Source organism: Streptomyces sp. NPDC001606, from assembly GCF_053596835.1.
The window spans coordinates 31,154-43,330 of the sequence record NZ_JBSFHC010000025.1 but is presented as its reverse complement, the minus strand read 5'-3'; the positions used below and the strand labels follow the sequence as shown (position 1 = coordinate 43,330).

Below are 12,177 nucleotides of genomic sequence, written 5' to 3'. Positions count from 1 at the left end.
CTACTCAGTTGGATGAGTGATCGTCATCCTCAGCGGGTGGCGGGGCCGCCTCGGCTCGCTCGCTCACGGCGGCACGCTGACCGGGAATGGTCACGCCCGACAGGTCGAGGCCCTTGTCGAGGCGGAGCGTGCCGTGCGGGTTGATGTTCGACCAGAACAGTGCGGTCAGCCCACGCCGGTGCGCATCACCCAGCTTCATTCCCCAGGCGGCGCAGCCAGGGCTGGCGAGGTAGTCACACGCGAAGGTCGTGCGCACCGCGCGGCCCAACTCTCCGAGGGCCTGCTAGGTCGGGCGCTTGGGGCCGCCGTGGGTGAAGCGCCGCAGCACCTGCTCCGCCTCGGCGGTGCCCAGGCACAGGGCGGTGGCGTACTACGGTGCGTTCGCGTGAGTCATGGTCTCGTCGAGGCGGCACGGGACGCGTGGTGTCGTGCACTGGTGACGATGAGCGAGACGTTCTGCCCGCCGAAGCCGAAGGAATTGCTGAGCACGGCCTCCTGGGAGACGTCTCGTCGCTCTGCGACGACATCGAGATCGATATCGGGACCGACGCCGGCCGCGGTGATGTTGCGGGTCGGCGGGATGACGCCGTGCTTCACACTCAGGACGGCGATGAGCGCTTCGATCGCGCCGGCGGCGCCGAAGAGATGACCGAGCGCCGCCTTGGGGGCCGTCACGGTGGCGCGGCCGAAGATCTTCCCGATCGCGTGCGCCTCGGCGACATCGCCGACCGGTGTTCCGGTGGCATGGGCGTTGATGTGGCTGATCTGCTCGGGAGCCAAACCGGCTTGTGCGAGGGCCTTCCGCATGGCCGAGATCTGACCGGAGCCGTCGGCAGCGGGCGCCGTGATGTGGTGAGCGTCGGCGGCGATGCCGGCACCCGCGAGCACCGCGTGGACGCGCGCGCCGCGGACGCTGGCATGCTCGGCGCTTTCGAGCACCAGGACAGCAGCGCCTTCACTGAGGACGAATCCGCTGCGGTCCGCGGCGAACGGCCGGGACGCAGACGCAGGTTCGGCGGTATGCCGCGACAGTGCCTGTGCCTGGGCGAAGCCGGCAACGGTGATCGGGGTGATCGCGGCCTCGGTCCCGCCCGCGATCACCACGTCCGCCTCGCCGGCACGGATGAGCCTGGCCCCCAGGGCGATCGCCTCGGCACCGGAGGAGCATGCCGAGACGGGCGTGTAGACCCCGGCTCGTGCACCGTATTCGATGCTGATCAGCGCCGCCGCCGCATTGGGCATGAGCATCGGGACCGTGCGTGGCGAGACGCGCCGCGTTCCGGCCGCCTCCAGCACGTCGTCTTCCTTCAGCAGCGTCCGTACGCCCCCGATGCCCGTGCCGATCGCCGATGCGAGCCGGTCCGGGTCCACCTCCGGGGCACCGGCATCGGCCCAGGCTTCGGCCGCCGCGGCGAAGGCGGCCTGCTGCGAGCGGTCGAGGCGCCTGGCCTGCACCGGCAGCAGCAACTCGGCGGGGTCGATCGTCATCGTCCCCGCGACGGTGTCGGGAAGGCCAGTGTCCTCGTGGCCGGGTAGGACGCCGCCGCGGATGCCGGACTCGCCGGCGAGCAGGGCTTTCCAGGTGGATGCCATGTCTGCCCCGAGGGGTGTGATCGCGCCGAGTCCGGTCACGACGACTTCAGTCCGGTGCATGCCTTGCCCTTGGACCTTTCTTGTATGCGATACAAACAGATGATGCCTTGTTGTATCACATACAATTAGGGTGTGGAGAAGAAGCGAACCGAAGCTCGATCAACGTCGACTCGGTCGCGTGACCGCGGTCGCGCGACGAGGCGCCGGCTGATTGAGGCAACTGCCCGGCTCTGCAAGGAGCGGCCCGGCGCTGAGGTGAGCGTCGCGGAGATCGCGAACGCGGCGGGCGTCTTCCCCAATCAGGTCACCTACTACTTCGGCTCCAAGGACTCGCTGCTCGTGCACGCCGCCTTTCTCGGCTTGCTGCACGACGCCCGACGGATCGAGCGCATCGGTCGCCAAGCCCCCGATGCGGCGACATTTCGGCGCAACATCGCCCGCGCCGTCCTGGCCATGCCCTCGCTCCCGTCAGTCGCGCGAGCCCTGGCCGCCGGGATCTCCAAGCCCGAACTCGCCCCGGTGGTCGACCAGCACCTTCAGTTGCTGTTCCGGCAATCCGAGCGCTTCGTGAGCCAGCTCATCGACAGTCGCGGCTGGAGGACCCGTCGACCGCTCAGCGTGGAGACCAGGACGTTCTGGAGCACCGCGCTCGGCGCGGTGCTGCTCGTCCGCGCCGGGGCACACGGCACCAACGCCGACCTCGACCTCGCCGGAGCGTTGACCATCCATAACGAACCCGATCTCGGTTAGCTCAGTCGAACAGGCCGACGACGACGTGCGCGGTTCCCACGCGACGGTGGCCTTGCCGCCGTCGGCGTGTCTGCCGTCGTCAACGAACTCCACTGCTGCGGCTAGTGCCGTATCAGGCAACGTTCGCCCTGTGTTCGATGTGAGATATGGTCCTCAGCCATGGGCGAATTGGTGTTGATCAGGCACGGCGAGACCGCATGGAGCCGCACCGGACAGCATGCTGGCCGCACTGACCTACCGCTGACCAAGGCGGGGGAGGATGCGGCACGTGCGCTCGCACCTCGACTGGCCGAACGGGAGTTCGTCGCCGTCTACAGCAGCCCGCTGACTCGCGCCGTACGGACCGCCGAACTGGCGGGGCTGAGCGGCGCGGAGCCCGACACCGACCTGATCGAGTGGGACTACGGCCGCTACGAGGGGCTGACCGCCGAACAAATCCAGGAACTCAAGCCCGGCTGGGAGCTGTGGCGCGACGGCGTCGACGCCGGCGAGGACCTCGGGCACGTGACGGTGCGGGTCGACGCCTTCATCGGCCGGGTCCGGCCGTTGCTGGACAAGGGCGATGTGGCCGTCGTTGCGCACGGCCACCTGACACGCATACTCACCGCGCGCTGGCTCGGGCTCGACGCGTCGGCCGCGCGGCAGTTCGGGCACCCGCATCCGGGGACGATCAACACGCTGGGTTACGAGCACAAGCTGCCAGTCGTGCTCGGGTGGAACGTGCCGTGATGGCGGCTGCCCATATCCCGTCCAAGGTGTGGCTACTGCCGTGCCGTTAGGCGACGTTGGCCCTGTCGACGACGGAGTGTAGGCGCCGGTCGTCGGCGTGGCGATTTCGCCACATGATGTAGCGGCGGATCATGCTGCCCTGCTCCTTGTGGCTGGCGTGGTCGGTGCCATCGAAGGTGAAGTAGCGCAGGGCGGTGAACTGGGCTTCTATGCGGTCGAGCCAGGAGCTGTCTGGAGGGGTGTAGGCGATCTCGACGTTGTTCGCCGCGGCCCAGGTGCCGACCCGCTGGCACCTACCCGGGCCGGCAGTGGGCCGAACGCTCCGGCAAACACACCCTCGTGGCTGATGTCGTCGACCACCCCCTCGGCGACCAGGAAGTCCACCAGCTTGGTCAGGCTCCAGGTCGAAAAGGGCAGGTCGTGTTCGTCGGCAAGAGCGAGTCTGGAGAGCCCATCACCGAGACCGCGGTCCGCGAGCTGTACGAGGAGACCGGCCTGGCCGTGAAGCCGGAGTCCCTGAAGGTCGCGCACATCATCCGCGGGGCCTGGGGCGGCGAGGCACCCAACGGCTTCCTCACCGTCGTCTTCGCCGCTGACGAGTGGACCGGCGAGCCCGACGATCGCGAACCGCGCAAGCACGCCCAGGTCTGCTGGGTGGATGCCGACGCCCTTCGTCTCGGCTCGTCAGCTACTTCACCACGGTGCAGGGTGGATACATGGATGTCCGGCGGGGCTGGGTGCGGCAGCCATGGCAGTCAAAGCATGCGCTGCTGGTGATTCCGGTCGTGCTCATCGTGGTGATCACGGTGGTGGATCAGCTTGTCCCGGAGGACATCCACCTCGGCCCGTTGCTGGTCGTTGCTCCGGCGATCACCGTCGCATTCGCGGGGCCCTGGAGGACCATGCTGGTCGGGTTCCTGGCCGTAGGAGCGCAGGCATACATCGGCTGGCACTTCGGCGTGCTCTTCAGCCGCAACGTGATGGTCCAGATCCTCGCCCTGGCCGTGCTGTCGGCCCTGGCCGTGCTCTTCTGCGCGGTACGTGAACGCCACCGACGCCAGCTCGCCCAGGTCCGGACGGTCGCCGAGGCCACGCAGCATGTGCTGCTGTGGCCGCTGCCCGATCAGCTGGGCTGTGTGCAGGTCGCCGTGCTGTATCTGGCGGCCGAGGACGAGGCTCAGATCGGCGGTGACCTGTACGCGGCCACTCCGACCGACACCGGCGTAAGGATCATGATCGGGGACGTGCGCGGCAAGGGCCTGTCGGCCATCGGCGAGGCCGCCTTGCTGATCGGCGCCTTCCGGGAAGCCGCCCATGAGCACGTCGGCCTGCCGAAGCTGGCCGCCGCTCTGGAACGGAGCGTGACGCGGAACCTGGCCCAGCTGGAGCCTGCCGAGGAGACCGGGGAACAGTTCGCCACCGCGCTCCTTGTCGAGCTTCCTGAGGAGGACAGCGTCAGCCGGATCATCAGCTGTGGGCACCCGCCACCTATTCTGCTCGGCTCGGACAGCGCGGTCGCGGTTCCCCTGCACCCGGCGCCCCCGCTGGGCCTCGGGGAACTGGGGCCGAGCACGTACACCGTCGATGTGTTCTCCTTCGAACCTGGCGACACGCTCCTGCTCTACACCGACGGCGTCATCGAGACCCGCGACGCCGCCGGCGCTTTTTATCCGCTCCTCGAACGGGCCGCCCAGTGGGCCGGCAGCAGTCCCGAGAAGCTCGTGCACTTCCTCCGGCGCGATCTCCTCGATCACGCGGGCGGGCGTCTCGCCGATGACGCCGCGGTCATCGCACTGCGCCGCACGACGGGCACACACCGTGGCCACCACCGTGTGGCGTGATGCAGCAGGGCTGAGCGGGCTTCGCTGGTGCGGCTGTGCGCATCTGGCAGCAGACCATGACAGAGGTGCACAGACTGCGGGAGGTGTATCACGAGGAAGTGGCGTCGGTCAGTGCTGGCCTGGTGGAGATGGCCCGGCTCGTCGGCTCCGCGATCGGCCGCGCCACCACCGCCCCCCTGGACGCCGACCTGCCACTGACCGAGAGCGTAATCTCGGCCGACATCCAGGTCGACGACCTTCAGCGGGACCTTGAGGACCGGGCCATCGCCATCCTGGCTCGTCAGCAACCGATCGCCACCGACCTTGAGAATCGCTGTCCTGACAACCGTCACGGACAGCTACTCAGGATCAGGAGCGTCGTCGGCTGCCAGGTTATGTGGCTTCGCGGGCAGCAGTGACGAGGGTGCCGACCCCGACGAGCGCGAGGAATGACGAACTGGCGACTTCCAGAGCGCGCGCCACCCGAGGGCGCTTGAGCCATGCCATGGCGCGGGCGGCACCGACGGCGACGGCCGCGAGCCAGATGACGGCGACCGCTGCGTCGATCGCGCCAAGAGCCATGACTGAGCCGAAGCCGGCTCCGTCAGCGGTGAGGAATTGAGGGACGACCGCCAGGAAGAAGAGCCCGACCTTCGGGTTGAGCAGGCAGGACACCAGGCCGGCCCAAATTCCTGCCCTCACTCCGGAAGCTTCGCTCCGGGCGTCCAGCGTGGTGTCGCTGGTTCGGCGCAAGCCTCGCAGTCCCAGGTAGAGGAGGTAAAGACCGCCCGCGATCTTGACCAGCAGGAATGCCTTGCCGGCGTCATGCAGCAAGGCGCTGACACCCAGTGCGACGGTCAGCGCCCACAGCATCGAGCCCAGGCCGGAGCCGATGGCCACCGCGATGCCGGATCGGCTGCCGGACAGGCTGTACCTGAGCACGAGGAATGTGTCCGGGCCCGGCGTTATCGAAAGGAGCAGGCACAAGCCCGCGAAGGCCAGGAGCGTCGAGGTGGTCACGGTTCACCCTCCGATCGTGATCCCCAACCTCGCACCGTGGGCGCGGACCTCTGCGCGGGCCTGCGCCAGGTCTGCGAGGGTGAGTCCAGGCATGACTGATTCGACGTAATCGGCCATGGCCTGCTCGCGATCGATGATGTCCTTGTCCCGCCATTTGGCGGCGCACTGCTCGTGCACGCGGCGATCGGGAAGGGGGAGAGCCAGTTCCTCGGCTCGCGCACGCGCCAAGCCGGGGTCCAGGAGCGTGTTGAAGTCGAGCGAGCCCGGTTCGGGCGACAGCACCTCGACATCCAGCGAGGCGATGCTGCCGGCCCCTGACTCGAGCAGCGTCTTCATCGAGTCGACGTTCTCACGCAGCAGTGCCTCGTCCATGCCCAGGTGGCCTATGACGAAGCCCACCTTGAGGAGCAGCCCCGTGTTTTTCGCCGCGCGCATCGCTTGGACGTTGTGCTCGAACATGTGGTCGGCGCGGAAGGCGGACTTCACGTCCCGCATGGAGGCGAGCGGCTTCTTCATGGCGTGCAGAGAGGTGGCCGTTCCGGCGTCCAGGCCGACCATCAACTGCCGCACTCCAAGGGAGCGCAGCATGGCGGCGTGCCGCTCGTTGGACAGGCCGTCTGCCCTTGCGTAGCCGACCATGACCGGGCGGTCGTCCTCCGGCAGGGACCGCCACCAGGCGGGCGGGGCTTCCTCCATGTCCCGCAGAAGCCGGCCGAACGTCAACGGCAGTTCGTCTGCGGTCAAGTACAGGTAGTCGTAGCCGCCCTGGTGCGCGGCATGGATCACCTCCCATGCGGCTTCCGCGGAGGGCACGGCATTGCGCCACATGCCGCCGAATTGTATGGAGCAGAAGGAGCATGCATCATTTCGGGCGAACTTGATGCAACCTCGCCCGATTTCGACGGGCATCCCGCGGTGGACCTGCCGCCCGGTCTCTCGGGCGAAGGTGGGCACGATCCGCCTGTTGAAGTTCTCCTGGTACAGCGTGGAGTGCTTGAAGACCCTGTCGATCAGGGTGTAGTCGACCTGCGTGTACAGGGGCTCCGGCTGCTGGGGAGTGGTCACCACGTGAGGCCCGCCGTACCAGCTCAGTCCGGGCAGGGACTGCGTGTTGATGTCCGCGCCGGCACTGAGGGCGGTGATCAGGTTGACGAAGCTGCCTACGACTTCGTTGCCCACGAACGCGTAGTCGATCACCCCGCTCTGTGAGCTCACGCACGCGCGGGTGAGCGCCGTGACGTGGTCATTTCCGAAGATCGTGACAATTCGGCTGTTCAGGCTCTTCGCTGCCGAGCAGAGACCAAGTCCCGCCTCGTACGTCGCGGTCAGGGCGCTGATACATAACGCCAGGATGTCGGAAGCGTTGTCCTCGACGTACTTCAGGACATCCGGCCAGGGAATCACGGTGCCGTCGATGTAGATCGGTTCGACGCCGGGAACGTCACGCAGGGCCGAGACCAGCGTCAGGATGCCCAGGTTCGGAAAGTCTGACCAATCGGTGTGCTCCTCGGGGTTCGTGACCGTGCACGAGGAACCGTCGATCACGGTGTTCGAGTTCGGAGGGCTGACAACAAGAACTTGCATCTGAGCCTTTCGCCCGTGGTGGATCCGCCGGTTCTCGAACTTCCAGCAGACGCTCGTGGTAGACGGCGTCCGCTGCTCTGCGGAAGGTGGGGCCTCAGTGCTGGGCGGCGTATGCACTGCCCATATGCCCTTGGATACAGGATGGGCAGCTGCGGGCGGCGTGGGACGGTTGGGAACACGCCGCACTGAAGGGTGCCCTGACGTGCGGGTATCTAGGTGTAACCGTGTCGTTACACGCAGAAATGAGGCCGAAAATAATTCGGGGGTAAAGCGTGGCGTGCTTCCTGATCGGGATCTCCCGGGAAGCACGCCACTTCTCTTGCGAGACCTCGTGCTGTGACTCGTCGCGGTCCTCCCTGGCGTGCCGTGCCGGAGCGTTATGGACCGTGGGATCACTCCACCGTCTGCCGGGCTCACCGGCATGCCGCCGGAGCGGCGAAAAGGGGGACTTTCAAAGGTGATGGTGCGTGACTTCCGCTAAGCTCACCGTGACATCCACGCCTGCACCATCGAGCGCTGGGGCCGCGCCTCGGACAGCGGCCCGCGGGGGAGTGAGTCGATGCGCCATCGTACCCTCGGAGCCGGTGGCCCGGTCGTCAGTGAGGTCGGCCTAGGTACCTGGCGGCCCCTGTTGCGGGACGGGCGGCACGGTGCCGCCCGCGTCGTGGGCGCCGCCCGCGACCTCGGTATCACGTTCTTCGACACCGCCGGCTCGTACGGTGACGCGGAGGAGGTGCTGGGCACCGCCCTGCGGGGCGCGCCGAGAGAGTCCTACGTGCTGTCCACCAAGGTCTACTACGAGCCCGGAGGCGCGGTGGCGGGGCTGTCGCGCGCAGCCGTCAGAGCAGGTGTCGAGCGCAGCCTGAAGGCTCTCCGCACCGAACGCATCGACCTGCTCAGCGCCCACCGGTTCGACGACCGCACCCCCCTGGCGGAGACCGTCGCGGCCTTCGGGGAACTCCTCGCGGAAGGCAAGATCGCGCACTATGGGTTCAGCGAGTGGACGGCGCAACAGATCACTGCGGCCTGCGCGGCGGCGGCGGAACTCGGTATCCGGCCCCCGATCGCCAGCCAACCGCAGTACAGCGTCCTGTGGCGGGTACCGGAGAAGGCCGTCGTGCCGCTGTGCCAGGACCTCGGCATCGGCACGGTGGCTTTCTGGCCGCTCGCCCAAGGCCTGTTGACCGGCAAGTACGCCCCCGGCCAACCGCCCCCGGAGAACTCCAGGGCCGCGGACCCCACAGGGAAGGTCCTGATGGACCACCTCATGGCGGAGCCGATCCTGGAGCGGGTGCAGCTCTTCGCCCGGCTCGCCCGGCGCCGGGGCATGACGCCGGCCCAGCTCGCGGTGGCGTGGGTGCTCAACCGGCCCGGCGTCACCTCGGCGCTGGTCGGTGCCTCGACCCCCGAGCAACTGGTCGAGACGGCGTCTGCCGCCGGGGTGCTGCTGTCGGAACCCACCCTGGAACTCATCGACAAGGTCTTCGCCGGATGTGTCTACGACGACGTCGCCGGCACCGGCTGAGGACGCTCCGGCCGGATGCCGTTCGCATTCCGCCGTCCGCCGGTCCGGAACGAGCCCGTTGCGAGATGATGGCGGGGACGTCGCACCACTGTTGCCGCGTTCGGCGGGCGATCTTCGCTGACCGCCTGAGTCCTGGAAGCACATGACTGACACCTCCCCGCCGTCCGACCGGGACGTGGCCCGCATACGTGCGGCGGTGCCCGCCGACGCGGGACGCCTCCACCTGCTGGCGCTGCCGTTCATGCGGGCCGGCTTGCTGCGGCACCGGCCCCCGGCCGTCTTCGGCGAGCGCGTCGCCGACTTCCTGGTGGCCGAGCACGACGAGCGGCTGGTCGCGTGCGCGGGGGTGCAGCAGCTGGCGGACCAGTCGACAGCCGCGGTGCTGTACAACTTCTGCGTCGACGAGGCGTTCCAACGCCGGGGCATAGGCGCGCGGTTGTTGGCCGGCAGCGTCCAGCACGCCAGGGCGGGCGGGGCGCGGCGGCTCTACACGGCGACGATCCGCCGGGACGGGTGGTTCGAGCGCTTCGCCTTCCGGCGGGTGGAGCCGGTCGACGTCCCGGCCTCCTGGGCGGCCCGGCTCAGCCCGTCCCGCGGCTCCCTCCTCTACGTCCGCGACCTCGCCTGAGGGAGCGCCCGTCACCGGTGCAGGGTGGTCCCGTGACCGGGCTCGGCGGCGCACGCGCTGAGCAGCGCCTGGTCGCCGACCAGCCGGACGACGGGCACACCCGACTGCAACGCGCTGAGGGCTCCGGACAGCTTCGGCAGCATGCCGCCCAGTGGCGGCCGGTCGCGCAGCAGCGCCGCGAGGTCGTCGCTGCCCATGCGGGCGATGACCGACGACGGGTCGGCCGGGTCGGCCATCAGCCCCTCCACGTCGCTGACGTAGACCAGCTGGTCGGCCGACAGGGCGGCGGCCAGGGCGGCCGCGGCGGTGTCGGCGTTGAGATTGTGGAGCAGTCCGCCGGCGTCGGGCGCCACGCTCGCGACCACCGGCAGGAGGCCCGCCTCGCACGCCGTGGTCAGCACCTTCGTGTCCACGGCGGCGACCTCGCCCACCCGGCCGAACCTGGCGACGCCGTCGACGCGCAGCGTGCGCGCCGTCATCATCCCGGCGTCCTCGCCCGACAGGCCGACCGCCGGTATCCCGGCGCCCTCCAGCTGGCCGACCAGGTCCTTGTTGATCCGGTCGACGAGCACCATGCGGACGACGTCCATCATGGCGGGGTCGGTGACCCGCAGGCCGTCGACGAAGCGCGGGGTCAGCCCGCGCCGGGCGGCCTCCTCGCTCACCTCGTGGCCACCGCCGTGCACCAGGACCAGCCGCCGGCAGCCGCCGGCCAGTACGGTCAGGGCGCGCACCGCGGCGGCGGACAGCCGGCCGTCCCGCATCGCCGCGCCCCCGTACTTGACCACGAGCGCCGGCCCGGCCCCGTTCACCGCTGCTCCCCCCTGCGGTGCTCGGTCACCGCGGCGACCAGCCTCCCGAAGGTGGGGCTGCCCACCGGCAGGTTGAGCGGCAGCGAGCAGTCCAGCTCCTCGCCGAGCAGCAGCATGAGTTCGGCGGCGAGCAGCGAGTCGCCCCCCGCGGCGAAGAAGTCGTCGCCGTCGGCCGGCGCCTCGGTGTCCAGCAGCCGTCGCCACAAGCGGCGGGTCTGCTGACGGACCGCGGGATCGCCGTCCGCAGGACGTACGGCCGACGCGTCCGCCGATACCGGCGCGGTGGCGATGCCGGCGGGGGCCGAGGACGGAGCGGGGACGGTGGCCGGCCCGGGGTCCGGGAACCCGCTCGGCTCCGGCGTCCGGCCCGGAGGGACCGCCCCGGCAGGCCGCGGCTGCGCGGTCATGCGTTCCAGGACGCCGACCAGCCCGGCCGCCAACCGCGCGGCCTGCGGGGGGTCGATCAGGGCCGGCGAGTACAGCAGCCCGCCGCGGATCGTCCCGTCGGGCCGCGGGTCGAGTTCGACGGTCACGTCGTTGCTGCTGGACAGACCGGCCGCGGGGAGCGCCGTGACCTCGGCGCCGGCCAGCTGAAACGGCCGGCCGAGGCCGTCGCGCAGGGCGAACAGGACCTGGGTGAGCGGGTTGACCGGCAGAGTGCGGGGCAGCCCGAGCTCCTGCATCAGCAGCGGGAACGACACGTCCTGGTTCTCGATCGCGGCGAGCATGACCGATCGGGTCACGTCCAGCAGCCGGCCGGTGGCCGCCGGCTGCACCGGGATGCGCAGCGGCAGGGTGTTGGTGCTCAGCCCCACCAGGCGGTCGAACTCGGGCAGCGACCGGCCAGCCGTCGACATCCCGATCACGGCCTCCCCGAGGCCGGTCTCCTCGGCCAGCCAGCGGGCGGCCGCGGCGATCAGCACCGTGGAGACGCTGGTCCGCGCACCGACGGCGAGCCTGCGGGCGGCCGCGGTGAGCGAGGCGTCACAGAAGATGTCCTCCCACCGGCCTTCCGACGTGCGAACGGTGGGCCGCGGCTTGAGGAAGGGGAGCCGGGCGGGGCCGGTGATGCCCGCCAGCTGCTGCTTCCAGTACGCCATCTGGGGGTCGAACCGCCCGGTGTCCAGTCCCTCCTGCTGCCAGGCGGCGAAGTCGGCGAACTGGCGGTGGACCGGGGGCAGCGGGTCGGGTCGCTGCTGGAGGAACGCCTCGTAACAGGCGGCGAGTTCCTCCCGGACAATGCTCATGGCCCGGCCGTCCACGGTGATGTGGTGCGTGGTCAGCAACACGGTGTGCCGCTGCGGAGCGTGCCGCAGGACCCGGCAGCGCAGCAGCGGCCCACGGTCCAGGTCGAACCGGGTGGTCGCCTCCTGCCGCGCCAGCTCCGGTACGTCGGACGCGGCAACGCTGTCGAGGAGGTCGAAGCCCGGCGGGAGCTCGGGGTGAATGACGCGCAGCAGCTCGCCCTCCCGGAGGGTGAACGTGGTGCGCAGCGCCTCATGGCGGCCGGTCACGGCGGTCAGCGCGGCGTGGAAGGCTGCCGGGTCGAACGGGCCGTCGACCTGCCAGGCGTAGGCGAGGATGTAGGCGGGGGTGTCGCGGGCGTACTGCGAGGTCAGCCACAGCCGCCGTTGCAGGGCGGTGGCCGGCGGGTGGTAGGGCAGGGTGTGCAGTCGGGCGCTACGCATCGGACGCGTTCCTTTCGGACGGGTACCC

General features: G+C 69.6%; 12 protein-coding genes and 2 pseudogenes. 7 read left to right on the top strand and 7 right to left on the bottom strand.

The genetic code is table 11. The annotated features are described in order from the left end of the window. Positions 1-4: 4 nt before the first annotated feature. Both ACWCV9_RS33480 and ACWCV9_RS33475 read right to left on the bottom strand, forming a co-directional pair. Positions 5-256: a hypothetical protein gene (locus ACWCV9_RS33480; RefSeq protein WP_450792257.1), complete on the bottom strand. Its 252-nt coding sequence runs from the start codon at positions 254-256 to the stop codon at positions 5-7. A gap of 134 nt (positions 257-390) precedes the next feature. Continuing rightward, positions 391-1,653, bottom strand: coding sequence for a beta-ketoacyl-[acyl-carrier-protein] synthase family protein (locus ACWCV9_RS33475; RefSeq protein WP_450792255.1), 1,263 nt, complete (start codon positions 1,651-1,653; stop codon positions 391-393). A 72-nt stretch (positions 1,654-1,725) separates the two neighbouring features. Between ACWCV9_RS33475 and ACWCV9_RS33470 the strand changes: the two genes are divergently transcribed. Together ACWCV9_RS33470 and ACWCV9_RS33465 are read left to right on the top strand one after the other, a co-directional pair. Beyond that, positions 1,726-2,343 carry a TetR/AcrR family transcriptional regulator C-terminal domain-containing protein gene (locus tag ACWCV9_RS33470; protein ID WP_450792253.1) on the top strand — a complete coding sequence of 206 codons (618 nt, stop codon included), beginning with the start codon at positions 1,726-1,728 and terminating at the stop codon, positions 2,341-2,343. A 159-nt stretch (positions 2,344-2,502) separates the two neighbouring features. Further along, positions 2,503-3,072, top strand: a complete 570-nt coding sequence (locus ACWCV9_RS33465) for a histidine phosphatase family protein (protein WP_450792252.1) — start codon at positions 2,503-2,505, stop codon at positions 3,070-3,072. Between the two features lie 46 nt (positions 3,073-3,118). Here ACWCV9_RS33465 and ACWCV9_RS33460 read toward each other — a convergent pair. Further along, positions 3,119-3,370 (bottom strand): annotated as a pseudogene (locus tag ACWCV9_RS33460) (IS630 family transposase); the annotation flags it as partial. A gap of 41 nt (positions 3,371-3,411) precedes the next feature. Between ACWCV9_RS33460 and ACWCV9_RS33455 the strand changes: the two are divergent. From ACWCV9_RS33455 to ACWCV9_RS33445, 3 genes and pseudogenes are all read left to right on the top strand, one after another. After that, a complete protein-coding gene (locus tag ACWCV9_RS33455; protein WP_450792251.1) occupies positions 3,412-3,849 on the top strand; it encodes an NUDIX domain-containing protein in 438 nt (145 codons plus the stop codon). Continuing rightward, positions 3,789-4,913: a PP2C family protein-serine/threonine phosphatase gene (locus ACWCV9_RS33450; RefSeq protein ID WP_450792250.1), complete on the top strand. Its 1,125-nt coding sequence runs from the start codon at positions 3,789-3,791 to the stop codon at positions 4,911-4,913. Before ACWCV9_RS33455 ends, ACWCV9_RS33450 begins: the two co-directional genes overlap by 61 nt. Before the next feature lie 74 nt (positions 4,914-4,987). Beyond that, positions 4,988-5,218: pseudogene (locus tag ACWCV9_RS33445) on the top strand (PhoU domain-containing protein); the annotation flags it as partial. A 67-nt stretch (positions 5,219-5,285) separates the two neighbouring features. Here ACWCV9_RS33445 and ACWCV9_RS33440 read toward each other — a convergent pair. Next, positions 5,286-5,912, bottom strand: a complete 627-nt coding sequence (locus ACWCV9_RS33440) for a LysE family translocator (RefSeq protein WP_450792248.1) — start codon at positions 5,910-5,912, stop codon at positions 5,286-5,288. Between the two features lie 3 nt (positions 5,913-5,915). Further along, on the bottom strand, positions 5,916-7,457 hold the full coding sequence (locus tag ACWCV9_RS33435; RefSeq protein WP_450792246.1) for a B12-binding domain-containing radical SAM protein: 1,542 nt from the start codon (positions 7,455-7,457) through the stop codon (positions 5,916-5,918). 598 nt (positions 7,458-8,055) lie between these two features. Here ACWCV9_RS33435 and ACWCV9_RS33430 point away from each other — a divergent pair. Then, positions 8,056-9,021 carry an aldo/keto reductase gene (locus ACWCV9_RS33430; RefSeq protein WP_450792244.1) on the top strand — a complete coding sequence of 322 codons (966 nt, stop codon included), beginning with the start codon at positions 8,056-8,058 and terminating at the stop codon, positions 9,019-9,021. A 142-nt stretch (positions 9,022-9,163) separates the two neighbouring features. Next, entirely contained in the window at positions 9,164-9,649 is a 486-nt protein-coding gene (locus ACWCV9_RS33425) for a GNAT family N-acetyltransferase (protein ID WP_450792242.1), read from the top strand. An 11-nt stretch (positions 9,650-9,660) separates the two neighbouring features. Here the strand turns inward: ACWCV9_RS33425 and argB are convergent, their stop codons facing one another. Next, positions 9,661-10,461 (bottom strand): acetylglutamate kinase, encoded by an 801-nt coding sequence (gene argB, locus ACWCV9_RS33420; RefSeq protein WP_450792241.1) that lies wholly within the window; start codon positions 10,459-10,461, stop codon positions 9,661-9,663. Beyond that, complete coding sequence (locus tag ACWCV9_RS33415) at positions 10,458-12,149, bottom strand: condensation domain-containing protein (RefSeq protein WP_450792239.1); 1,692 nt, start codon at positions 12,147-12,149, stop codon at positions 10,458-10,460. The genes argB and ACWCV9_RS33415 overlap by 4 nt, the downstream gene beginning before the upstream one ends. Between the last annotated feature and the right edge of the window lie 28 nt (positions 12,150-12,177).

Excerpts from the sequence above, each read along its gene's own strand:
- ACWCV9_RS33430 (WP_450792244.1), top strand. The coding sequence starts at position 8,056 with ATGCGCCATCGTACCCTCGGAGCCGGTGGCCCGGTCGTCAGTGAGGTC.
- ACWCV9_RS33415 (WP_450792239.1), bottom strand. The coding sequence starts at position 12,149 with ATGCGTAGCGCCCGACTGCACACCCTGCCCTACCACCCGCCGGCCACC.
- ACWCV9_RS33425 (WP_450792242.1), top strand. The coding sequence starts at position 9,164 with ATGACTGACACCTCCCCGCCGTCCGACCGGGACGTGGCCCGCATACGT.
- ACWCV9_RS33465 (WP_450792252.1), top strand. The coding sequence starts at position 2,503 with ATGGGCGAATTGGTGTTGATCAGGCACGGCGAGACCGCATGGAGCCGC.
- ACWCV9_RS33450 (WP_450792250.1), top strand. The coding sequence starts at position 3,789 with ATGGATGTCCGGCGGGGCTGGGTGCGGCAGCCATGGCAGTCAAAGCAT.
- ACWCV9_RS33475 (WP_450792255.1), bottom strand. The coding sequence starts at position 1,653 with ATGCACCGGACTGAAGTCGTCGTGACCGGACTCGGCGCGATCACACCC.